The sequence below is a fragment of the Ignavigranum ruoffiae genome, assembly GCF_900110675.1.
GTDB lineage: Bacteria > Bacillota > Bacilli > Lactobacillales > Aerococcaceae > Ignavigranum > Ignavigranum ruoffiae.
Genome location: NZ_FOEN01000004.1, coordinates 86,839 through 111,342, shown reverse-complemented (window position 1 = coordinate 111,342; position 24,504 = coordinate 86,839). Strand labels below are relative to the sequence as shown.

23 protein-coding genes are annotated in these 24,504 nt (G+C 40.9%); 2 read left to right on the top strand and 21 right to left on the bottom strand.

All coding sequences use genetic code 11. The annotated features are described in order from the left end of the window. Positions 1–33: 33 nt before the first annotated feature. On the bottom strand, positions 34–2,469 hold the full coding sequence (locus tag BMX34_RS04620; protein ID WP_092571298.1) for a flavocytochrome c: 2,436 nt from the start codon (positions 2,467–2,469) through the stop codon (positions 34–36). An 11-nt stretch (positions 2,470–2,480) separates the two neighbouring features. Beyond that, positions 2,481–3,086, bottom strand: a complete 606-nt coding sequence (locus BMX34_RS04615) for an NADPH-dependent FMN reductase (RefSeq protein ID WP_092571296.1) — start codon at positions 3,084–3,086, stop codon at positions 2,481–2,483. 213 nt (positions 3,087–3,299) lie between these two features. Here BMX34_RS04615 and BMX34_RS04610 point away from each other — a divergent pair, with 213 nt between their 5' ends. Continuing rightward, positions 3,300–4,622, top strand: a complete 1,323-nt coding sequence (locus BMX34_RS04610; protein ID WP_092571294.1) for a nucleotide sugar dehydrogenase — start codon at positions 3,300–3,302, stop codon at positions 4,620–4,622. A 133-nt stretch (positions 4,623–4,755) separates the two neighbouring features. On the opposite strand, the gene BMX34_RS04605 is transcribed toward BMX34_RS04610, so the two are convergent. Together BMX34_RS04605 and BMX34_RS04600 are read right to left on the bottom strand one after the other, a co-directional pair. Then, the gene (locus BMX34_RS04605; protein WP_092571292.1) at positions 4,756–5,490 is read right to left on the bottom strand and encodes a GDSL-type esterase/lipase family protein; all 735 of its coding nucleotides are present in this window, start codon (positions 5,488–5,490) and stop codon (positions 4,756–4,758) included. Between the two features lie 2 nt (positions 5,491–5,492). Next, complete coding sequence (locus BMX34_RS04600; protein WP_092571290.1) at positions 5,493–6,245, bottom strand: GDSL-type esterase/lipase family protein; 753 nt, start codon at positions 6,243–6,245, stop codon at positions 5,493–5,495. Positions 6,246–6,332: 87 nt separating this feature from the next. Between BMX34_RS04600 and BMX34_RS04595 the strand changes: the two genes are divergently transcribed. Then, the gene (locus BMX34_RS04595; protein WP_092571288.1) at positions 6,333–6,815 is read left to right on the top strand and encodes a serine acetyltransferase; all 483 of its coding nucleotides are present in this window, start codon (positions 6,333–6,335) and stop codon (positions 6,813–6,815) included. A 34-nt stretch (positions 6,816–6,849) separates the two neighbouring features. Here the strand turns inward: BMX34_RS04595 and BMX34_RS04590 are convergent, their stop codons facing one another. From BMX34_RS04590 to BMX34_RS04510, 17 genes are read right to left on the bottom strand one after another with little or no spacing between them, the layout of a single operon-like run. After that, a complete protein-coding gene (locus BMX34_RS04590) occupies positions 6,850–8,031 on the bottom strand; it encodes a hypothetical protein (protein WP_092571286.1) in 1,182 nt (393 codons plus the stop codon). Positions 8,032–8,044: 13 nt separating this feature from the next. Beyond that, complete coding sequence (locus tag BMX34_RS04585; protein ID WP_143440730.1) at positions 8,045–8,647, bottom strand: YdcF family protein; 603 nt, start codon at positions 8,645–8,647, stop codon at positions 8,045–8,047. Continuing rightward, positions 8,640–10,145: an oligosaccharide flippase family protein gene (locus BMX34_RS04580; protein WP_092571282.1), complete on the bottom strand. Its 1,506-nt coding sequence runs from the start codon at positions 10,143–10,145 to the stop codon at positions 8,640–8,642. Before BMX34_RS04580 ends, BMX34_RS04585 begins: the two co-directional genes overlap by 8 nt. Before the next feature lie 36 nt (positions 10,146–10,181). After that, positions 10,182–10,814 carry a DUF1919 domain-containing protein gene (locus BMX34_RS04575; protein WP_092571280.1) on the bottom strand — a complete coding sequence of 211 codons (633 nt, stop codon included), beginning with the start codon at positions 10,812–10,814 and terminating at the stop codon, positions 10,182–10,184. Then, positions 10,801–11,904: a polysaccharide pyruvyl transferase family protein gene (locus BMX34_RS04570; protein ID WP_092571278.1), complete on the bottom strand. Its 1,104-nt coding sequence runs from the start codon at positions 11,902–11,904 to the stop codon at positions 10,801–10,803. Before BMX34_RS04570 ends, BMX34_RS04575 begins: the two co-directional genes overlap by 14 nt. Before the next feature lie 14 nt (positions 11,905–11,918). Further along, positions 11,919–12,941 carry a glycosyltransferase gene (locus BMX34_RS04565; RefSeq protein ID WP_092571276.1) on the bottom strand — a complete coding sequence of 341 codons (1,023 nt, stop codon included), beginning with the start codon at positions 12,939–12,941 and terminating at the stop codon, positions 11,919–11,921. Position 12,942: 1 nt separating this feature from the next. Next, entirely contained in the window at positions 12,943–14,382 is a 1,440-nt protein-coding gene (gene wzy / locus BMX34_RS04560; protein ID WP_092571274.1) for an O-antigen polysaccharide polymerase Wzy, read from the bottom strand. After that, positions 14,375–14,914, bottom strand: coding sequence for an acyltransferase (locus BMX34_RS09960; RefSeq protein ID WP_375163584.1), 540 nt, complete (start codon positions 14,912–14,914; stop codon positions 14,375–14,377). Before BMX34_RS09960 ends, wzy begins: the two co-directional genes overlap by 8 nt. Next, complete coding sequence (locus BMX34_RS04550) at positions 14,914–15,753, bottom strand: SGNH/GDSL hydrolase family protein (protein ID WP_092571272.1); 840 nt, start codon at positions 15,751–15,753, stop codon at positions 14,914–14,916. The genes BMX34_RS09960 and BMX34_RS04550 overlap by 1 nt, the downstream gene beginning before the upstream one ends. Beyond that, entirely contained in the window at positions 15,740–16,843 is a 1,104-nt protein-coding gene (locus BMX34_RS04545) for a glycosyltransferase (RefSeq protein WP_092571270.1), read from the bottom strand. The genes BMX34_RS04550 and BMX34_RS04545 overlap by 14 nt, the downstream gene beginning before the upstream one ends. Next, positions 16,840–17,748, bottom strand: a complete 909-nt coding sequence (locus tag BMX34_RS04540; protein WP_092571268.1) for a glycosyltransferase family 2 protein — start codon at positions 17,746–17,748, stop codon at positions 16,840–16,842. The genes BMX34_RS04545 and BMX34_RS04540 overlap by 4 nt, the downstream gene beginning before the upstream one ends. Then, positions 17,749–18,870: a glycosyltransferase family 4 protein gene (locus tag BMX34_RS04535; RefSeq protein ID WP_092571266.1), complete on the bottom strand. Its 1,122-nt coding sequence runs from the start codon at positions 18,868–18,870 to the stop codon at positions 17,749–17,751. Further along, positions 18,867–20,030, bottom strand: a complete 1,164-nt coding sequence (locus BMX34_RS04530; RefSeq protein WP_159428853.1) for a glycosyltransferase — start codon at positions 20,028–20,030, stop codon at positions 18,867–18,869. The genes BMX34_RS04535 and BMX34_RS04530 overlap by 4 nt, the downstream gene beginning before the upstream one ends. A gap of 56 nt (positions 20,031–20,086) precedes the next feature. Further along, positions 20,087–21,361 carry a sugar phosphate nucleotidyltransferase gene (locus BMX34_RS04525; RefSeq protein WP_234971676.1) on the bottom strand — a complete coding sequence of 425 codons (1,275 nt, stop codon included), beginning with the start codon at positions 21,359–21,361 and terminating at the stop codon, positions 20,087–20,089. Between the two features lie 29 nt (positions 21,362–21,390). Further along, positions 21,391–23,010, bottom strand: coding sequence for a phospho-sugar mutase (locus BMX34_RS04520; RefSeq protein WP_092571262.1), 1,620 nt, complete (start codon positions 23,008–23,010; stop codon positions 21,391–21,393). Between the two features lie 23 nt (positions 23,011–23,033). Further along, positions 23,034–23,915, bottom strand: a complete 882-nt coding sequence (locus BMX34_RS04515; protein WP_159428852.1) for an NAD-dependent epimerase/dehydratase family protein — start codon at positions 23,913–23,915, stop codon at positions 23,034–23,036. Further along, positions 23,887–24,504, bottom strand: a complete 618-nt coding sequence (locus BMX34_RS04510; RefSeq protein ID WP_092571258.1) for a sugar transferase — start codon at positions 24,502–24,504, stop codon at positions 23,887–23,889. The genes BMX34_RS04515 and BMX34_RS04510 overlap by 29 nt, the downstream gene beginning before the upstream one ends.

The window sequence follows — 24,504 nt, the reverse complement described above, 5'->3', positions numbered from 1 at the left end:
TATTTATTGAACACTCATTAAATCTATTTATAATTATTTATCATTAGAGACATGTTCTTCCACCGCCATTTGGCCAGCGATGCGACCAAAGGTAAAGATATCGGTTAAGGAATTTCCGCCTAAACGATTTCCTGCATGAATCCCACCAGCAACCTCACCGGCAGCATACAAGCCTGGAATGACTTGACCATCTGCTTGCAAAACATGGGTTTGTGGATCAATGCGTAAGCCTCCCATGGTGTGATGGACAGCAGGTTTTCTTGGCGTGGCATAATATGGAGCGTGCTCGACTTTCAAATCAAAGACATCCTTGCCGAAATCGGGGTCAGATCCTGCATCGACATAAGAATTATAGGTCTTAACCGTCTGTGTCAAGACTTGAGGATCCATACCAATTTGTTGAGCTAATTCTTCCAGACTATCGGCACGATATAAAGTCCCCTCTTCAACTTGCCGGTCTAATTTCTCTTGATTCGTATTGTAAGCTGTTTTGGCAATCTCTTGGTCACCAATCAGATAGAATAGGCCTCCGTTTTCCATAGCGGCTAGGGTGAGAGTATCCCGACCCGCATATTCATTCACAAAACGACGTCCAGATTGATTGACCATTAGGAAATTGGCTGGTGGAACTTGTAAGCCAGAGAAGAGACTACCATCATTAGGATCGGAGACGGGCATCATTTGAGAAAAGCCCATTCCGACTAAATCTGCTCCCACACTTTGCCCTAGACGAATGCCGTCACCGGTAATCGCTGGTGAATTGGATGTCTTTATATCATCATCAATTTCAGGCCAATATGTATTATATTCTTTCAGCATCTTCGTATTGGCTCCAAAACCACCCGAAGCAATAATAACTGCTTTTGCTCGAATGATTAACTGACTTTGATCAGTAGCAGTTGCCTTGACGCCGATGACTTGATTGTTTTCTACTAATAATTCTTGGACAGCAGTATCCGTGATAATCTTGCCACCATGACTTTGAACAAAGTCTTTCAAGGCTGCTACAAATGCATAGCCCTGATTCTTCAGCGGTTTGTGGCCTCGACGCCAGAGCGCCCCCACTGGCATTTCTACATGTTCCATATCGAACTCTACGCCAATCTCACTCAACCACTTGACCGAGTCAAGCGCTCGATCAGTCAAGACTTTCACCAAATCATAATTGCCATAGATTCGATTCCCTTGCAAATCTTGACGCTTACCACCCAGGTAGGTTTGAATTCGGTGCCATAAGGCGGAGTCGAATAAATAGTCTTGGCCAGCTTTTTTATGCGCTAAATAGGTTTGAATTTCTTCTTTTAAAGCTGTAAAGTCCGCTTGATATTCTTTATCAATCTCATTGAGATCTATCTCTAATACTTCAGCTAGACGGTGGGCCTCTCCTGGTAAATCAGCAAAATTCTTCTGCCACTCTGGATCGGCCGCATTCATCGGACCTCCGGTACGAATGGTGTTGCCGCCAACAGCGGGGAATTTCTCGACAACAATGACTTGTTTACCAGCTTGTAAGACACTAGCAGCTGCACTGAGTCCGGCGCCACCAGCACCAATAACAACCACGTCGGTCTCCATTTCTTGTGGCGGATTGCTAGCTTTGCGATAAGATTTTGGTCTTTTACGCATTATCTCAGGATCGGCCCCGGCTAACTCGATGGCCTTGGCCACCCCGTCAACTACACCTTGACTGGTAACCGTTGCCCCTGAAACCACGTCAACATTTAAGGTTTGTCCTTCAATGATCGCTTGCGGAATTCGGCTAAAGGCCACATCAGCGATACCTTCTGATTCGCCTTGGGTATCAATATCAATTTTCTCGATACGATCTGCAGATAGACTGACAGTCATTGGCAAGTCCCCATTATGTCCGACAGCGGTCACTTGATAATTGCCCGGCTCGAAACTAATCTCCTCAGGTAGGGCCAATAAATTGGCCACTTCGACAAAACGCAAGAATTTCTTAAAGCAGGTTTCCAAGAACTTAATCGTGCCGGCATCAGCCAATTGACCTTGATCGGTAAAGGCTTGATGGGCCCGACCTAATAAGAATTCATTGCCCGGCATCACACTGGCATTAACCCCAGGTGCATCCAAAATTTGCCGTAAGTGTAATTGGGCTCTGGAAGATCCTTGAACATCATAAGAAGCGCCCACAATCATAACAGGTTTACCATCTAAGGGATGAATTTGATAGGACAACCATTCAATTAAACTCTTTAAGGCCGACGGAATCGAATGGTTATGTTCAGGCGTGGCAATAATGACACCATCCGCTTGATTAATATTAGCTTGAATGGATTGGATGATAGGGGAATCGGTTTGGTCTTGACTGGCATTAAACAAAGGGACATCTTTAATTTCAAGAATGTCAATGTCAGCTTCTTCTTCGAAATGCCCTTGCATAAATTTTAATAATTTCCGGTTATAAGAATGTTCGGCATTGGTGCCTACGATGGCTAATAATTTCATGCTAATCCTCCTTAGTCCAACTCATAGGGGAATTCAGTATCCACTGAATGCTTAGATCGAATCTGACTGAGTAATTGATTGGTTAGACGCACGAATAAGAGAAATTCATTGAAATTATCCTCCAATTCTTGCCGTTTTTCTTGATCAATCAACTGCCCTTGCTCATCGAAAGCTTGTTTTGAATGTCCTAATAAGAATTCGGCACTGGGCATAATCCTGGCCTTGACTTCCGGAGCATCTAATATTTGACGTAAATGAGCTTGTGCCCGTGACGATCCCAAGGCACCTAATGAAGCGCCGGTAATCATCACCGGTTTATCGATTAAGGAGCGGGTAGTATAAGAGAGCCACTCAATCACTGATTTTAAGGCAGCGGGTATGGAATGGTCATATTCTGGAGTAGAAATAATCACACCGTCTGCTTCCTGAATTTTTTGAGATAATTCTATAATTTCTGGGGGAGCTTGACGGTCTGCTGGCTCATTAAAGGCTGGAATGTCTTTGATCTCGGCCAAATTGATTTCTGCTTGCTCGGCGAAATGCTGGGCCATATATTGTAATAAGGTCCGATTCGTCGAAACATCGGCGTTATTACCCACAATTGCTAATAGTTTCATCCATCTCTTCCTTTCTATCCTCTAAAACTTTGATAAATTCTCTTTCCCTTGACCCCCTTCTCATCCTATTATAATCCAAGGACAGAATTTGTGTAGATATTAGACTTATTTATGAAGAATTAACTGAGATTGACATTATTGAGTCATTAAAGCTAGATCTGTGCTATAATGGGCTCACTTCAGATAAATCTATAAATGAAGCGAGGAATTATGATGAATATATATGAACAATTAACCCAAGGTCAGGCCAAATTAGCGGTCATTGGACTTGGCTATGTGGGTATGCCAATTGCAGTGGCTTTCGCCAAACACGTTCCCACCATTGGCTTCGATAATAATGAACATAAGATTCAACTTTACCAACAAGGAATTGACCCTACCCAAGAAGTGGGCGACCAAGCCATCCAAAACAGTTCCTTAATGTTTACCGCGGATCCTAGCCGCCTTAAAGAAGCCAGCTTCCATATTGTCGCAGTGCCTACCCCGATTAACCAAGACAAAACGCCGGATTTAACTCCAATCACCGGGGCTACCCGAACTTTAGGAGAGAACTTAAGTAAAGGATCGATTGTCGTCTACGAATCAACCGTCTACCCCGGCGTTACTGAAGATATTTGTATCCCCCTCTTAGAGGAATGTTCTGGTTTAAAACATGGCGTTGACTTTGTGGTAGGTTATTCGCCAGAACGGATTAATCCAGGGGATAAGGTTCATACCTTGGAAACCATTACTAAGATTGTCTCCTCCTCTCTCCCTGAATACCTAGAAGATATTGCCAAAGTCTATGAAATTGTTGTTAAAGCTGGAGTTCACCGCGCGCCTTCAATCAAGGTGGCCGAAGCCGCCAAAGTGGTTGAGAATTCCCAACGCGATATCAATATCGCCTTTATGAATGAATTAGCCTTAGCTTTTGATAAAATGGGCATCGATTCAAAAGATGTCCTTGAAGCGATGAATACCAAATGGAATGCCTTGGGCTTTACACCCGGTCTAGTCGGTGGACACTGTATCGGTGTTGACCCTTATTACTTTGTTTATGAAGCTGAAAATCTAGGCTATCACAGTCAGATTATTGCGAATGGTCGGCAAATAAATGACAGTATGGGCGAATTTATTGCCAATAAAATCGTCGAGAAGTTAATTCAATCAGGTAAAAAACCTTTAGAAGCTAAAGTAGTCATCTTAGGCATGACCTTTAAAGAACATACCCCTGATACCCGAAATTCTAAAGTGATTGATATTATCCATCGTCTCGAAGAATTCCATATTCAACCTGTCGTCGTCGATCCTTGGGCTAATCCAGAAGAAACTCAAAGAGAGTATCACTTACAACTGAGTCCCCTTGAAGCCATTAAAGATGCCGATGCTCTTGTCTTTACTGTTGGCCACAAAGAATTTACTGAGCTAGATTTCGAACAAATTACCTCTTTGTTTAATCCAGAATTAGAACCAAAAGAACGCATCATTATTGATGTTAAAAGTGTGCTTGATAAAGAAAAATTTGTCCAAGCTGGTTATAATTTCTGGCGTTTGTAAGATAAAAAGACATCACAAAAGGACCTGCTAGATTACCCTTTGGGGAAATATGGCAGGTCCTTTTTCAGCTAAATTTAGTAGTAGGGCTTGATAATTCGATCGCATTCACTCGTTTGTTTAACTTCAAATCATCTTACTGGATCTGATCGAGTATTGTTTGGGCTAAGATGGTATAGCCATCAGCATTTAAGTGAATCCCATCATAGGTATATTTCTCATCCAATTCGCCCGCTTGATTCAAGAGTTTAGGATGGACATTAATAAATGTACCTCCCAATGATTCAACAATGGGCTGAATCTCTCCATTGAAACTCACAACTTTTTGGTTATCTACCGGATGAGCAAATTTACTTTGATTGACTGGTAGCAGACTTAGGGCATAGAATTGACTATCAGGGGATTGCTGGCGGATTCGTTGGACAGTCTGCCGATATTGATTAACCAGTTCACTTTCGGAGAATTGATTGAGATAGAGATCATTAACCCCCACTAGCATAAAGATCGCTTGGGGGTGTCTTTCAAGAATCTCGTTCATCCGCCGATAAACTCCTGCGATAGTATCGCCATTGATACCAAAGTTCATAATCTTAGGATTGCTTAATAATTCGGCCCATTCGCTACGTTGAATCAAACTATCGCCAATAAAGATAATATTATCTTGGCTAATCGAATCATAAACAAAGGAGCTTTCCCGATTGAGATAATTCTCACGGGCTTGAAATTCACTGACTAATTCCTCAGCTTGATCGGTTGAAGCTACCGATTGATTGAATAATCCTTGCCCTTTGACAAAGTAGATTAATCCAAATGCGATAACAAAACTTATCAGCGGAAATAGAATCCATTTAATGAGATGATGTTGTTTCATCCTTATTCTCCTCCCTTAAGCAATGGTTTCAAGGCTTGGACAATTTTCTGATAGGCTTGACCATTCAACTGCCAACCATCGGCTGAATATTCCTCAGCTAAGAAACCTTCCGAATCGGTTAACTCAGCTCCAATCGCTACCAGTTCAAAAGCATATTCTTTTTGCAGATCGCTTAATTGCTTATTGAATTGTTCAATGACCGGATTCAGCTTGTCACTATTAGCATATGACTGACTTAAAGGAATTAAATCCATGACAATTAATTTAGTTTGCGGACTGTCTTCTTTGATCAGCGCCAGGATTTCTTCAAAATCGCGTTGGAAATAATCAGAATTCTGGAGGATATCTTGCCGACCGATACTTAGAATAATTTGCTGAGGTTGCTGATCTAATAATTGGGGCAAACGATCTTTAACGCCAGCAACCGTATCTAAATCAATCCCGCGATTCAAAATATCTGACTGGCCAAGGAGATCTCGCCATTCAGCTTCTTCAATAATCTCATCTCCAAGAAAAATGGTTTGACCCGTCGACGGCTTTAATTGATCGAAGAGGGTCCGCCGATTCATATGATGTTGACTCATGGGAAACTGACCAATAAAATCAGTATTGGCCGACCCAATATCGGCAATGCCCAAAGAAAGAGCTAATTTTTCTGGAGCTGGTTGATGCTGATAATAATAACCAGTAAATCCGCCAGCCAAAGCTGCTATGATACTGATAAGAATCATCCATTGGTAATTTCTCTGTGCCATAATATCCTCCAATACTTCTGTTTATTTCGTTATCGAAATTTGCTAAACTACATTTACCAAACCATTAATTAGAAAAGAGTGGAGAGAATGAAGTTGCTTTGGTCTTTAATTGAAGCAAGAAGTCGTACCAGGAATCCGTATCTCATTTTATTCTATAGTAAAATTATTAGTTTTTTTCTGTTTTTCTCCGGGAGTTCAATTGCTTCAGCCGCCAAGTTTGCCAATCGACCCACTTTCCCCCATGGCATTACTGGCGTTCATATTTCTTCGGGGGCAAGCATCGGTAAGAATGCCGTTATCTTCCAGCAAGTAACCATTGGTTCCAATACCCTGGCGGACTCCAAGCATTACGGGGCACCTAGCATCGGCGACAACTGTTATATCGGAGCTGGAGCCAAAATAATCGGGAATGTGACCGTCGGTAACAATGTAAGAATTGGGGCCAATGCTGTTGTCGTTGATGATATTCCTGATCATACTATTGTTGTCAGTCAACCTGTTCGCTTAATTCATAAAGAATCTTTAGATAATCATTTTTATCCATTTGATTCTAATAAAGTTCAACATTAATCATCCATATAAGTTAAGCCTTGGCTTAGCTTTTTTATTTTTTCAGATATTTAAAATAGAAACTTTTGGCCCATTCGTTATTTCTGAATAGGTGTTTGAAATAATAGACCAGTTGATGACCATAGGCTGAGAGCGGAATGGGTAGACCATTGTCCTTTAAACTCTGATAGATTTCATTATAGGGACGAGCACTCCCCTTTTGTTGCCTCATAAACAAGAGAAAGCCCAATTCACGGTTAAGATGCTTCTTGAAACGAGCAACATCAAACACCTGCTGATAATCATCCAAATGCTTTAAGGCATAGAGTCCTAATTGAGTGCGCCGACATTTCTCACACTGGCCACAATTTACATCAGAGACCTGACAAACGTTTAAGTATTTCTGAGCAATGCTTGAATCAGCAATCTGCTTTAATTTATCTTGCCGTGCTGAATAACCATCAAAAGAATATACTTGAGTACTTTCCGTCGATAAGAGTGGTAAACTCCACAAATCAAAGCTTGCCGTATCCCCCGTATTAAAATCGAGCACGGCTGGATACCCTGAAGAAAAGTAATATACTGAAAATAAATTCTGTAAGGTCAATACCGCCCCAATGGTGCGAAAAGTATGACTGGCTATAAAAGGCATTTGCAGAATTTCACTAATATTCGAATGTAATAATATGAGTGGATAACCCTCTTCTTCAGCAAATTTGATCGACAGTTGACTTCGATCCTTAAACATTTGGTAGGCTTCTTCCCCTCCATAATCGCCATGGGACCCCACATTGAATAAGGTCAGATGGGTTAAACGAAAGCGATCTTCAGCATGTTGACGATTCGCTAGGAAAGTATATAAGGAATCAACCCCAGCTGAAAACCCTGTCCCCGCGCCATTTTGTGAATTTAGCTGGTCCGATCTACTAGGTCCATTAAGTGAGAAAGCTTTGCCAAAGCCCTTCTTCACTAAAGTCGGAATCAAAAAATGCTTCATTTGAAAATACAATTGCTGCGACATCGGTGTTTCAAAATGAATATCCTCTCCCCTAGCCAAGGCTAAGGGCAGTAAGGAAACCACGAAACCATCGGAACGCTGATCGGTTAAAGCATCGAAATAGGCTGAATCAACCTGAAAAAATAATTCATGTTCACTATCTAAGCCAATCTTGACAGGTGCCCAGACGCGAGCGTGATCCGCCTGCTGTTGTTTTTGGATGGGGCCAATATGTATCATGTTAATCTCCTTCTTATATATCTACCCACTCATATAAATACAAATAATAACCCACCAATTTAAAAATTTCTTGGACAGAAAGTTTCAAATTCTCACCATCTTGGTAATACTTAACTTCTTGACCCTCATGGTCAGCATAAGCTGAAACAATGGTGAAGGTCATGTCGGTTCCTTGAGCGGCTCGGTCAAAGGCTAGCTTAGTTCGACGGGTATGGAAATCTGAAGTTACAACGATGGCCGATTTCCAGCCTTGTTCTTTCATCAATTTAATCGTCTGAGTCGCATTGGTCCAGGTACTAGTAGCATTGGGCTCCGCCACAATACTATCCTGGCTGGCACCAATATCATGATAGGTTTGTTTCAAGGTGCCCGAAGCTCGATTCAGAGGAGAGACAATAATTTTATGACTACGAGCATAGTCTTGATTTAGCAACTTGACCGCCTTCATGCCCCGCAAAATTTGTCCTTCAGGAACAATAATAACATCGGCCTTTTGCGGATTTGTCCCCACATCTAAGTTGAAATACATGACAACCATAAAGGCTACCAAACAAATCAGGGCGATTTTAATCAAGCCTTTCAAAGCTTGCCACAGCATTCGTACGATATTAATCACCTATCCCTAAAATATTTTTTACTAAGGACTTCTCATAGGCATTCATGGCTAGGAACCACATGGATATCCCATAAATGAACACATACATTATGCCACAAAGGACGAAGAGAAGCATATCATTTAAATCGACAAATACATTGAATATTGTTCCCATAACTATTGGTAGAATCATTCCCTTAAATAAAGAAAGAATCTCGCGCCAAAAGTAAATCATATCTAAATTCATCGACCGGTGATAGTTAATATTTAAGATAATTGAATTGATTAATAAGGTGACTGAGGTCGAAATCGCCGCCCCAATCGCTGGTAAGAAATTTAATAAAATAATGGTAAAACCAACATTCATCAGAGCTGTAATGAAAGAGACTTTGGTATAAAACTGATGTTGATTCTTAGCTCGACGAATTTCAATGCCCCCATTTTGAATAATCGGAACTAATAATGGCAGGATTAGAACCAGTGAAATATAGAAAGAGTCTTGATATTCAGGGCCGGCCCATTTATAAATAAAGGCTTGGCCAAAGAAAATAAATCCTGAAGCAATCAGCGCCATAATTAAGAACTGGATGCGTGCCATTTTGATAAAGAATTCGGTTAAGGCTCGGTCGGAAATATTCTCACTGACGAGGGTATGAATTCTGGGTGTCAGTAAACTAGAGAAGGATGAAGAGAATTGACGGAAATAACCGTCCATCAACTCAGCAATCGAATAGACCGCGGTTGCTACAGTTCCATAAAAGCGACCAACCAGGTAGACATCGACGTTCCAATTAATTTGATCAATAATCATCGCTAAGAAAATAAAGGAAGAATAGTGACCAATTTCTTTGAGGAGCGACCAATCAATGGCTTGCCAAGACATGCGAAAGTTGAGCCGGCGATAGCAATAATAAATATTATAAGAATAAATACATAAACTAGTAATCGTCGTACCAATTACGATTCCTCGAGAACCTAACCCTAGCAATAATAAAGGAAGTTGCAATAAGGGACTGGCCAAGGTTTGCAACAAATCTAAGCCTCTTTGAACAGAGAATTTCTCATTCGCAATAATATAACTATTAAAAAGCAAATTAATAAAAGAAAAACCTAACATAATGACCAAGATAAATAATAACTCTTGCGCTAAACGCAACTCATCAGCTTGAAGTCCTTGGCCAAAGACCAAACTCGGCTGAAAGCCAAGCCAAAAGCCTAAAATAATGGTAAACACGGCTAAAATGGAAAGGATAGCAAAAAACAAGCCATTCATATTAGCCAATTCCTTAGCTGTCTTCTGAGCCCGAAACTGGGCAAAAAAACGAATATAAGCCGAGCCAAATCCGATATTTAGAATACTTAAATTCGATATCACAGATATTACCAACTGATATAACCCATATTCTTGTTGGCCCAGAATCCGCAACATGATTGGCGTATAGATTAAAGAAATAATGATTTTCAAGCTCATTGACAGATAAGATAATATCACGCCGAGCTTTAATTGCCTGTTTTCCATGCTACCTCCCAACAAACACCATGGCTAATCAAATCCTTATTTTTGATTAAGCCAGGAGACAAAATCAAATTGATCATATAAACGTTCACCGCGTAGATTTCTATAAAGGTTTAATTCCCCGACCATGCCCTGGTCTTCAAAACCAGGAATATAGAAGGCGGATTGAAGTTCAGGATAATCCTGATGAGTAAAAACAACCTTGTGGGGATAGTCTAAGGCATCAAACTCCCTGATTAAATCAATAGTCATACCATCTCGATCAGTCGCTACGACAAATAAATTATCTAGGTTAAGCCGTTCTTTGCGCTCTTGCCATTTAGCAATCGCCTCTGCCAAAGAATCATAATGGACAAAATGGAGGGACAAGTCACCTAGAAGTCCCAAAGGATACGAATAACTGTCAGATTGAGGATGGGCTTCTATTTCTAAATTTAAATAGCTATCTAAATCTTTTAGAAATTTAATATAATCAGGCCCATCTAGATATAAATTGATGGTTGGACTTAAAAAAGGATGTGCTAAATCATGGTAGAAGAAACCAGCCATACAATTACTGGCTAGAATTGAAAAATTTTGATTTTCAATCCGTTCCCGATATTCTTTTAAGATACGTTTTCGATTGGTCTTAGCAATCGCCCGATAAGGCAAGCTATTTCTAATTGATTTCATCGTGTTCTTCTCCTTCAATCAATCGGTCTAAAGATAAAAATTGTTGATGACTTGATTGGATTTGCTGATCCACCGAACAACCCGCTGATTTAAAATGGCTTAACCAAGCGTCCCAGGCTATTTGCTGAATTTCAGTCAACGAATACGCCTCAAGCGGTAGATGATGGTCATCAATAATATTTTGCGTCTTTTTACTATAGTTCAACGCCAGAATCGCTTGATCATTTAAAAGGGCTAGAATTAAAGAATGAAAACGAGTGGCGACGATTAACTCCATGGCTTGGAATTGACCCAAAAATTCTTTGTGATTATCTCGATAATAGACCGGCGTCACTTTAGAGTGCTGGCTCATCCGACTCAACAAATCATTAATCGCCTTCTCATCGCCTTCACTTTGACAAAAGGAAAAAAGATATACCTGGTAATCCTCCGCCAGGGCTTGGTTAATCAAATGATGGACTTGGTCCAAATAGGCTTGTTGATAAGCTTGCCATTGGGGTCTTGATGATAAATCAATCATCGAGATTCCTAGACTTCGATCAATCTTTGGTAGCTTAGGCAAATTCAGGCCAAAGACAATATCATCTGCCTGTCGCACCTGAGCCAAATCAGCAAACAACTCATAGGAGTAGCTATCACGGAAACAGATATCTTTGGCATACCTAAAGGCTTGGCGATAAGATTCGATAAATTCTTGATCCTGATAAGGCCCGAAATTTGCTCCTAGAATATAGAGTGGAATCCCCTGTTTATCTAAAAAGCGCCACATCTTTAGCCGATCTTGATACATAGAACGCCAATTGTCGGATTGCATAAAGATTGATCCGCCGATACACAGATAGGCTGAAATTTTTTGACGACGGAGGTAGGATTGAATCCAAGCTATTTTCAATTTGCTCTTGGCTAAGAAATAATTAAAATATTTATTCAAACGGATGACTTTCAAATTAGGATATTCATTGACAATTGACTGATAGTCTTTCTGACAGAAAACATGGAAATTTACTTGGGGGTATTTTTCTAAGACAGTAATTAAGAAAAGATCGTCGCCTAGATTTTTCTCCAAATAAATATCTAAAAAAATATCCATAATAAGCTCCTTTATTATGATTTAATCCCTGTTCTGAGTTGTTGTTTAAAGCGAAATAATCGAGCCAAGGTGTTAAAGTAACGATGAGTAAAAAGAAACTTCACTATATTCTCATAATTACTGCGTGAATTCAGCTGATGCATATCTAATTTTTGATCGAACCGCTTAAACATATCTACATAGGCTTGGCTAGGCCTGCCTGGCCCTTCCTTAGCCAGATCCAGATTATCTGCAGCGGTTAACAAATGTCGTAATAATTGATGACCATGGTCCTGGTAGGTAGGCAAATAAGCTGATCCAGCGAATTGACGGATAAATTCTTCTACCTTAGGTAGAAAGACTAATATATCCTGGCTAATGCTTGGATCAGGTCTTTTGGTGGCTTGTTGCTCATGCATCCGATAATGATATAAGGGTTCTGAGGTAAAGAGAATATGGTCGATATATTGGAAGTAATTTAAATTAAAGATCAAATCTTCACCCATACGCATCTTCTCGGGAAATCTAAGCTGATGTTCTTTAATAATCTGATGATGGTACAGCTTGTTACAAGGCGAATTGGTAATGCCTTGTTGGTAATAAGTCCAGAATTTTCTGGCCAATTGGTCTAAGGGGATGAGTTTATTTTCTACCAATGTCTGGCCCATCTGGGTGGATTGGCTCGCATCTTCTACCACATAAGAGAAGTTAATCAGGTCTTTTTCAGTCAGACTTTGCGCTAAATCCAGCAAATATTGCAAACAATGGGCTTCAATATAATCATCACTATCGACAAATAAAATATAATCCCCTTTAGCATATTCTAGTCCCTTATTTCGAGCACTGGACACACCCGAATTCACTTGTTGATAAAGCTTAATTCGATGATCTTGGCTAGCCCAAGATTGGGCATGGTCAAAGGATTCATCAGTAGACCCGTCATCAATCAAGATTAACTCAAAATGATTATAGCTTTGTTGGCAAATCGAGGCAATACATTGCTCTAAATAAGGCATGGCATTATAGATCGGCACAATGATCGAGACTAAAGATGACATCCTAAGACCTCCTCCATGAGGGTTGTACTTCTTTCTTCTTTAAGATTGACATATAAGTCACCACCACTAGCACAAACAGACTGCCATAAAAAGTATTACGATAAAGGATTGAAGATGAACCGCGAATCCATGAAATCAAGGAATATTGGAGTAAAGCGGTATAGGTGATAAAGCGATATTGGTTATGTTGAATATCCCAACGAATCTTCTGCGTCATTGCTTGAATTCCCATCCCTAACAATAAGCTAAAAATAGGTTGGTATTTGCCAAAACTATAATACAACTCGGCGACCAGCGAACCACCGATATGAGGCATCTTCAACAAGAGGACAAAGTTGGTTTCATTGACCATTTCGTCGATTTTCCCCGTTAGATTGGGTAATAAACTGGCGAAGTTTAAGATAAATTGACTGCCCCAAGACCGTTCAATCATGGCTGGAACCTTGTCTATGGTTAAAGTCAAGGTATAAATTGTCCCCCCAAATTCATCTAAAACTTTGAGGATAGGGTTTTGCGCGAAGATATTCTTGGCAATTTCTAGAATATAGCCACTACTGGTGAAATCATATGAGCGAATATCAGCAATCACACTTAAGAAGCCCGCTAATAAATACCCACCTATTAAGAGCAGAATCAGATTTTTTTTACTGATTTTTATTTGATAAATTTGAAGATAATAGGTAAAAACTAAGAGTAACTTAATAACCTGCCACATTCTCCCTCCAGAAAACATGGCAATTAAGTAGAAGAGCGTGTAGGCCAATAACATCCAACGGCCCACTTTTTGATTATGTTTCTGACCACAGAGCATCATTATCATGCCTACCAAACTAATATTAGCCAGAATTCCAAAGAATCCTCCTAATTCAAAATTAAAAGTAGCCAAATAACCTTCGTTTAGAGCTACGAACAACCGTGAAATCTGTAAATAAATCTCAAAAGGAAACGTTAATATGAATATAAATAAACCGGTCTTGAATAAATTATGGGCTTTGATCAATTCTGCGAGTTCAGAATGATTCTGAATCAAACTTGAATTTTGCAAATCTTTTCGCCGGTATGATTGCATTATGAGCACTCCGATTGCTAAGAAGAAGAGGACCATAAAAGAATATTTAATTGCTTCGAAATAGGTAGTGGCTAGGACATATTTGGAGACATCAAAATCTAGGCTATAATCTGGAAATAAGGCAATCAGCACGGGTTGAGAGAGATGGAATAGATACATTAACCAAGTAAAAATACCGGAAAAAGACAAGAGTGGGATACCTAACCAATAATAGGTTAAAGCTGTATTGATCGCTTGACCCATAATTATCCAGCCAGCTATTTGAATCGCTGGGCGATTCATATCTTGGCTAAATTGAGCTAAGGCCAGATACAACACCATACTGGTCAGTGCGTAAATCATCGTGATAAATAGTTTCTTCTTACTAACCATGTTTGTCCTCCCCTCTTTCTTTCAGTCGGTTGCCGATCACTTTTGCTGGATTGCCAGCTACAATATCATAGTCAGCCACATCTTTGGTTACGACTGCACTGGCACCGATGATGGCACCAGAACCAATCTTGACTCCCGGTAAGATGGTTACCCGACTTCCAATCCAAACATCATCACCAATCATTACCGCCTGTTCTGCTTGATGGCCTTGTTCGCACATGGGCCGAGACAAATCCGCAAAATTATGGTTACTAGTATAGATGAAGACTTCCGGCCCCATCATGACATTGCTACCAATAATAACCCGACCATATAAGGCACAATTAATACCAATTCCCGAATTATCGCCCAATTCTACCGTCGGATCAAAGGTCGCCCCATGCTCAATATTGACATTCTTACCACAATAACTTAACATGCGACGCCCGAGAAAGGCGCGGATTTGTTTCGCCCCGAATGAAATTCGTGCATCAGACACTGGCAGATGCTTGGCAAACAATTTATATAAAGTTTTATAAAAAATATACATGATTATTCCCCTAAGCCATAAGATTCAACCGTTTTTACAATCAGTTGAGCTAGTTTTTTCGTGCCAATGTCATTGGGATGGGTGCCGTCATTCTCGTTGAAATAGTATTGCCGGTTCAAGCTATTAATACCCAAACTAAAATAAGCATCGACATAGGGCAGGTGATATTCTTTGGCTAAATCAATCATGGCTTGAGAATAGTCACGCGGTTTTAGTCCTAGACTATTGACTGAAGTTTCAGAATCGCGATTATCATAGTCCGGCCAATATCGATAAATTGGCGAGATTAAAACAATATCTAGATGAGGGTATTTCTTCTGAAGGGTTTCGATTGCCGAGCGCCCAGCCCCTTTATAGGTCTTACGATCATAGGTATCGTCATCATTATCAATCGGCTTACCCCAATCATTAGCCCCATACATTAAGAAGACCAAATCAACCTCATTGAAATCAATGGCTTCTAACTTGTTGAGTTTCTCTTCAAAATAGGCCGGAATTTCTTCACCAGCCAAGGCCTCTTTTTGCTTTGAGAAGTCTTGTTTGACAATAGCTTGGCTGAGAACGGCAAATGAGAACTGATCAAATTGAGGAGCCGGATGGCTACTAAGTGAGCTGCCACCAAAGCCTAGATTAATCACTTTGAAGCCCAATTTTTCCCCGACTATATCCGGATAGGATTGGCCTTCCGCCTCAAAATTCTGAGTAATACTATCGCCAAAAAAGACTGCGGTCTTAGTCTCCTCGCTTTCAGCAAATACAAGTAAAGGCTGCTTAAGACCTAAGCCTAAACAAAGAAACATCAATAACAAAAGCCAAAGTGGATTTGCTTTAAATTTCTTCATACAATCCCTCCCAATCGTGAATCACATAGTCAATATCAAAGGATGACTGAATTTTCTTTAAATTAGTCTGTGTTCGATCTGTTGGCTGATTAATCTCGGCTTCAATCTGGCTTATCCAGGTTTCGATCTGGCTTAGGGGTAAAGCCTGACTAAATGGTGTCAATAGGGCCTCAGAACTCACTCGGTCAGAAAGAAGAGCGGTAAGTCCCGTGGCTTGGGCTTCGACTAGACTGACCGGAAATCCTTCAAAGAAAGATGGGAAGATAAACAAGTCCATCGCTTGAAGCCATTCTCCGATATTGTGCTGTCTCCCTAATAGATAGACCGCTTCTTCTAATTCAAGTGTTTTTACCAGTTGGACAATCTTATCCCGATCAGGGCCATCGCCAATCAACATTAAAACGACTTGTCGCCCTTGGTCTCGTAAGACCTTTAATATCTTAAGCATAAAAGGGTGGTTCTTGACTGGAGCCAAGCGTCCGGTATGACCGAGAACAAAAGTCTGTGAATTAATCTGTAATTGATCGCGCATCTTCTGGCGTACCGATTTATCAAATTTAAAGATGGATAAGTCAATGGCATTATAAATAATCTGTCCATGTTGTTCAAAGAATTTGGTCCCATAGAGATATTCTCCAGCTGCCTGTCCACAAGCAATATAATGAGTCGCATAACGCCGAATCCAAGCTTGCATCAGTCTTTTATAAACTTTATACACCAGATGTTCTTGAGCAGAACTTTGCGTGCTATGGGAATGACATATTCGCAGAGGAATCTGTTCCTGAGCGGCTATCTTTAAGAGTAAACCGCTGTTCCATAAAGTATTGACATGGATTACCTGGAATTGCTCTTCTTGAAGCAAGCGACGGAAATGATGGATAAAGTCTCGGTAGGCCGCTTTGGGTTCTGGCAAACGATGGATTGTTGCACCTAATTGGCGGGCTTCCGCTTCATAGTCGCCAACTTCCTGATCGAATACTAGAAAATGGTATTCATAGTCTTGAGGATTCAGATGTCTAAGAATGGCCATAGCATTGTTCTCTGCCCCACCAATTCTCAGACTGCCAATGACGTTTAATATTTTCTTCATTTCTTCTCCTCTAATCTATATTTGCTAATCCAATATGCTTTTAAGATTTGACTAGCGGGTAAGATGAGTCTGGCCAAGAAAGGGTTACGACTCTCTCGAATCAAGTTGTGGCCGGTTTGATTCCCCACCAAACCATAGGTCAGGTATAAGAGCATGCCTTTAACTTGCATCTTCCAGCTGAATTTTGCTCCGGCAACGGCTTGCCACAATTTGGCATTGCCGATGGGGCTAGCGAGCTGTAAGCGGCGTCCCTGGCTGGTCAGACCCTGATCGTAATATTCGGTAATTTGGATGACTTGATTTAAGGTCTTCATTCGATATTGGCCCTCAACCGCTGCATAAATATTTAAATAAGCTTCGGAAACAAATCGTTCACCTGGAATTTCTGGATAAGGATAGGTCTTGAAGACCTGACTTTGATACAAGTCTGCGCATTCACCCTTACGCCCTCCATTAAGATAATCGATATAGGTCAGGACCTCGCCATCTTGGCGATAAGGGGGATCGATGACCTGACCAGTCCGCTCCCATTTAAGAAAGGCCAGCCAGCCAATAGAATCAGTAGCAGATCCTAAATCTTCTATGGCCTGGCTCATAATTTCGATGGCTTGGGGAGCCAATTGGTCATCACTATCAACGACCATGACATAATCCCCTTGGATATAAGGGTGAGCATAATTTAAGGCTGAGTGCTTACCACCATTCTCCTTACGATAATAATTTATTTGAAAACTTTGATTATGTTGACTCATCATCTGATTGACGACTGTTTCAGTCTGATCTTGACTCCCATCATCAATAATCAACCATTGAAATCCCTTCATACTTTGGTCTTGCAAGGATCGATAAAGGGGTTGGAGATAATCTGCTCGATTATAAGCCGGTGTAAGGATGGTAATTTGCATTTAGCTCTTCTCCTCCTTTAACAGTTTTAGGAAGGATTTTGCCACCGCTGACCAAGTGTTTTGGCTTTTATTAGCCCGAGCCTGTTCTTTTAATGAATGCCTTAAGTCTTCATTATTGGCAATTTCTAGCATTTGTTGAGCCAAGGCATCCACATCGCCCGCCTTAACCAGTAACCCTGTATTATAAGACTGAGCTTGTTCGACTAGGCCCCCTGTATCAGAGATAATCAGCGGCCGTTCATATTCGATGGCAATGGGGATGACACCCGACTGGGTCGCATCCAAATAGGGGAGGACAACAACCACACTGTCATCAGCGAAGAAAGATTCAACTTCTTCATTGGCAATCCAGCGGTTAATCACTTGAACCGACGGTTGATTTGCTAAGAGGTGACGGTAGGCAGAGAAATCTCCCGAACCTGCAATGGTCAAACTAGTATTGGACACCGCTTGGCTGATTTTTTGATAAGCTTGCAGAAGCACTTCAATTCCCTTATATTTTGAGATGGTGCCAAAGAAGAGGAAATTCACCTTATCTTGAGCATAATCAACGGCTTGTATCTTATCCCTTAATTGGCCGTAGACCTGGGTCGTCCCCATAGGAATTTTGCTGACCCGACCCTCTTTTCCATAACGGTCTTCTACATAAGAGACGAAGACATCACTAAGAACGACAATTTCCTTGGCCTCTTTCAGTAATTGACTTTCACCGAAGAGTTGGAGAGCACGTTTATTTCGATCTCCACTATGCGCAATCGGATCATGCAAGACCACAATGGAATCGGCCTTTGGATACAAACGATTAATCCGTCGCGTCCAAAAAGTAATCATCGGGCTAATTATTTGTTGTATCTGATAGTCTTTTAAGCCCTCAAGAATTCTGTTTTTTTGATCTTGCCAAAATAGTGACCGGCTAATTAATTGAGCCACGGACTGATACGTAGGAATGACAATCAATTTTTCGATTGGTAGGCTTCGCCATTCAGCAAGGTGTTCGTTATGTTCTGAAATCACAGCGACCAGAGGCAGACCTTCTTGACACAGAGCTTGGGTTAATTCGAAAGCGTATTGCGCCCCACCACCCTTGCTACCAGTATAATTAATTAATGTCACAGATTTCATGATTCTTTCAACTCACTTTCTGCCGCTTGATAGATTGAAGCCATTCTGGCTTGGACAATCTCCTTGTCAAATTGCTTCATCTTCTGCTGATTGTGGGCCCCAAACTTCTGGCGCAAATCGGCATGAACGATAAGGGTTTGTAGAGCCTGGTATAGAGTCTCAGTATCAACTAGCGGGAATTTACTTCCACCTTGGTCATCAATTAAATCGCGATTCCCCCGAATATCACTGACGACGCAAGGAAGTCCACTGGCCATCGCTTCCATCAAGGCTACCGACAGTCCCTCTCTATAAGAAGGGAAACAGTAAATATCAGCCGCTTGGAGGATGTCAGGAATATCTGCTCGATAACCTAAAAAATTAACCTGCTGGCTTAACCCTAATTGATGGACCAAATCTTTGAGCGCTTGTTCTTCAGCCCCCTGGCCACAAATAAAATATTTATAATCCCCTTTTAAGCGTGGCAATATTGAAATGATTTCACGGTGATTCTTATTTTTATTTAACTCACCAACAGAAAGTAGCATCACTTCATCCGCTGCTAGTCCTAATTGATGACGCATATTTTCCCGACGCGTCATCTCTGGAATAAATCGCTGAGTATCGATGCCGATCCCAGGAACATATTCGATTTGTTTACAATTTAGATGATTCTCGGCAAAGACCTGATCTTCTGAATTTATCGTAATCAAAATATCCGTTTCATTAGCTAACAAGAACTCAATCGGATAATACAGTATCCAATTGGCTAAGGGAGCCCCGCGATAGAAGTGGAAGCCATGAGCAGTGTAAATAATTTGAGCTTGGTTAAGATGGCTATGCTTATAGGCCAGCCGACCAATGGCTGCGCCGATCGGCGAATGAAAATGAATCAGTCGAAAATCCTCTTGCTTAAATAAGGCCTTTGTTAATTGATAACTTTGCCATATTTTAGCCAGGGCCAAAGGAGAACGAGGGATCGGAATCTGGTGAAAGCGAATCCCTTGTTTAGTTAAGTCCTCTTGCAAGGAAAGAATCCTCTCCTGAGAAATCGTATTCCCCTCTTGGAAATTACAAGCGACTTCAACCTGAAAGCCAAGCTTCTGCAAAGTCTGCAAGTTATCTCGATTAAATTGATCAATCATTGAAGCGACCGAGCAATAGATTAGCGCTTTTTTCATCTTAACCATCCTTATAAAAAAAGATTATCATGGTTACTGATAATCTACTAATTTCTTCATTCTTCAATAAATAACAATTCTAATAATTTTACCGCTTGTCGACTATGAATCTTAACAGAGTCTCCAGCATCAAAGTCAAAATGGCTCCCCTTATGAAAATCATAGCTTTGCCCTGAAATCTCTACCGAGCCCGTCCCTTCAATAATCGTTATGCTTCCTTCAGCTTGATGGGGATTCTCTAAGTCAATACTGTGATTTGGATTGATATTATAGAGACTGGTCGTCGAATAGGTATCCGCTTGTCCATCATGAAGGTCCAAAATTTTCTTATTACCCCAATTAGATTCCTTGTACATAGGGACTTGCTCTTTTTGCGGTAGGTATTTCTTGAGTTGAGCAGATTCAATCTTATCTGAAACCAGAATCCCATCAGGGCTGGCAGCGATGACCAAATTTTGGGCACCAATCACTGTCAGCGGAATATCCAACTCATTGATGACATGGGTTTGTTTAGAAGATGGTGACATAATTACCTTACCCATGGTTTGGCTATCTATCTCTTCGGTCAGTGTCTTCCAGGTTCCAAGGTCTTTCCAAGAACCAGAATATTCAACCATAGCCAGCTTGCTTTCTTGCTCACTGACTTCATAGTCGAAACTGTTCTTAGGAAGCTTTTGGTATTGGTCGAGTACCTCTTCATAAGAATTAAATTGAATATAGTTGGCTAAGATTTCAAGTAAATATTTCACCTTGAAGACAAAGACCCCACCATTCCACAAAGCACCTTGACCAATTAGACGCTGGGCTTCCGCTTCGCTCGGCTTCTCCTTGAATCCGATAATATTATCGCCATCTCTTAAGATATAACCATATTTAGAAGAAGGATAGGTTGGTGTAATCCCTAGCAAGCCAAGGTTGGCCTCTGAAGTCTGCATCATTTGATTTAAGGCCATAATTTTGTGGAAATATAGATCTTCTGTATAAGGATCTACCGGCATAACCACCACCACTTCGTCCAAGGCTACTGAGCGCTTATAATGCAAATAAGCTACAGCCAAAGCAATGGCCGGAAAGGTATCACGTCGTTCGGGTTCCACCACAATATTGACGCCATCGTCTAATTGAGTCCGTACCGATTCCACTTGACTTAGGCTGGTAGCAATGGCAATTTTCGCATCACTGTTTACTTGACGAATTTGTTGATAGACCCGTTGAATCATCGATTCCATTTCTCCAGCTTCATTCTTTAATAATTTTAAGAATTGCTTGGAACGAACACTATTGGAGAGTGGCCAAAGGCGCTGGCCTGATCCCCCTGATAGCAGAATCATATTCACCAACATCTTCCTCCTTCTAAAGTCTAGCTTGCTTCTATTATTTCTGATAGTTTGGTTTTTAGGCGGTTTAACTTGTCTTGAGCGGTTTCTTTATCAGCAGCCCGAATCGAAAAATAAATCTTTAACTTGGGTTCAGTGCCTGAAGGACGAATGGCGAACCAAGAACCGTCATCCAGAACGAATTTCAATAAGTTAGCTGGCGGAAGTTGATCTAAGCCCGTCTGATAATCCAGCAACTGATAATCATGGCCCAATTTTTGTCGATTCAAGTTACGAAAATCAGCCATCAAATCCCCCATCCGCTCTTGTCCCGCTGATCCAGTAAAGGTAAAACTAGCTAGGTGATCAAGATAATAGCCATAGGATTGATAAATTTCTTCGAGTTGGTCAATTAAGGTGAAACCTTGCTGCTTATATTCTTTAGCCATTAAAGCTAATAGATAAGCACTGATAATTGCATCTTTATCCCGACAATGACTGCCCCACAAATATCCATAACTTTCTTCATAACCGAAAAGAAACTGATCAGCTTGATTTTTATCTTCAAGTTGATTAATAATCTCACCAATATATTTAAATCCGGTCAAAGTATTAAGAACTTTGGCCCCCCGCCTTTCAGCAATCCGAGCGCCTAATTCGCTAGTTACGACCGTTTTTACGACGTATTTGTTCTGAGCGGTATCACGCTTCGTTAAGAAGTCAATCATCAAGGCACCGATCTGATTACCGGTTAAAGGGATGAATTCACCTTGATGGTTGACCACCGCTCCAAGACGATCACAGTCTGGGTCGGTCGCCAGCACCAAATCGGCTTGAGTCTTTTGGGCTTGAGCAACCGCTACTTCCATGGCTTCTCTTTCTTCAGGATTCGGAATTTTAACGGTTGGAAAATCTCCATCAAACGTTATCTGTTGGTCTACTAGCTGCAAATTCGCTGTTTGTAGAATGTGACTCACATACTTATAACCTGAGCCATGAAGTGGTGAATAAACAATATCTAATCCGGCTAGATCTGCAGAAATTCCTTGTATGGCCGCCATATATCGCTGGCGATAGGATAAATCGATTCTCTGGATATCATCTGGCAGATAGGTAAGATTATTCAGCTTATTTAGTGGATATGCTGGATCGATGAGTTTGGTTAACTGAATGGCTTGGTTTGGCAGTAGTTGCCCTCCCTGAGCATTGTATACCTTAAATCCATTGTATTCTTTAGGATTGTGACTCGCCGTAATGACAATGCCATATTGACAAGCTAAATCCCTCACCGCAAAGGAGAGGACAGGAGTAGGCGTCGGCTGATTAAACATTAAAACTTTTACTCTCTGACTCGCCAAGGCTTCAGCCGCACAGCGGGCTAGATAATCTGACTGATTGCGTGTATCATGAGCAATCACTACTTTTCCAGCCTTAAATCCATCTTGTCGGATTAATTTGGCCAGAGCTAAGCAGGCTTGCATAATGGTATATTTATTGATTCGATTGGTTCCGGCACCCATCAGGCCACGCATACCCCCGGTTCCAAATTCTACCGACTGATAAAATCGATCTTCAATTTCTCCAGGGCTCAATGCCTTCAATTCAGCAGTCAAATCAGTCTCATTCAGCCAAAGCTGATATTGTTCTTGAATATTTGCTTTCATTAGACACTAGCTCCTTTATAATATTATTGCTGTTCAGTTCTGCGAATCGATTCTTCAAACGAACAGACTTGGTAGGAATCATAAGGCCAAGCACTCAAATCTTTACTATAGTAACGATCACCAAACACTTTTTGAATTAAGGGATATTTTATCATTAAACGAATGACACCATTGAAAATTGATGTTAAATAAATTTTTTTATCATGTTGTTTGGCAATTTCGTGGACCAGATTCGCGGTAGACACATAGTCTTGATTTTGCGGATGGATAATCCCTTCAATTTGTTGATCAATCACTTGACAGATCAATTCGGCCAAATTCTCAATATAAATCATGCTCCGTTTGTTATCGAATTCAGGAAAAATCGGACTCAGACGACTAAACTTGGCCAATAATGGATAATTTCCTTTCGAATGCAGTCCATAAACCATCGGCGCTCGAATAATGGTCACTTTAAAATCGTCACCAGCCAATTTATTCAAGGCTTCTTCGCCAGCTAATTTACTCTGCCCATAGGCATTTTCTGGGGTTAAAGGGGTATCAAGGTTAATTTCTCCGCTTCGACTTGTATTGCCATAAACAATCATACTGGACATATAGATAAAATGAGGGACCCCAGCTTGACGAGCTAATCTAGCCATTCTGTCAGTTAGGCCTTGATTTACCGCAAAATATTGGTCCGTATCACTGGTTTTAGTAGCATTATGGGCGATGCCAGCACAATGAAGGATAGCATCCACTCCTTGCAAATCAACTTGGTCCCAATCAATATTGCGCAAGCTTAATTTCTCTATCTGATAAGCTGGGCGCATTGAAGTAGCATATTGAGTAAAGGCATTACCAATATAAGAATTAGCACCGGTAATTAAAATCCGTTTAGTTTTCGTGCTTGCCTTTTCGATCAATCGAACCCGTCCCTCCTTCGACCACACCTTCCCCTTTAAAGACTTTTAATAGGGTATAAAAGAAGCATTTAATATCAAACCACAGGCTCATCTTTCGCACGTATTCGCCATCAAGTTGAGCTTTAATCGGGATGGGCAGTTCGTCACGACCATTAACTTGGGCCCAGCCTGTTAGTCCAGGAGTGACATCATTGGCCGCATATTTATCCCGCTCAGCGACTAAGTCATCTTGGTTCCATAAGGCTGGGCGAGGTCCGATAATGGACATTTCACCCCGCAGAATATTAATTAATTGAGGAAGTTCATCTAAACTTGTCTTGCGGAGAAATTGTCCCGACCGCGTAATAAAAGACTCAGGTTTCCCTAGCATATGGGTGGGGATATCGGCTGGCGTATTAGCCTGCATGGTTCTAAATTTATAAATATTAAAGAATCGCTTGTATATCCCAACCCGTTTTTGTTTAAAGAAGACGGGGCCAGGACTGTCCCATTTAATCCATAAAGCAATCACCAAAAAGACAGGACTTAAAATAACCAAACCTAAAAGGGATAAAACAATATCGAGTAGGCGTTTTATGCTTTTGTACAT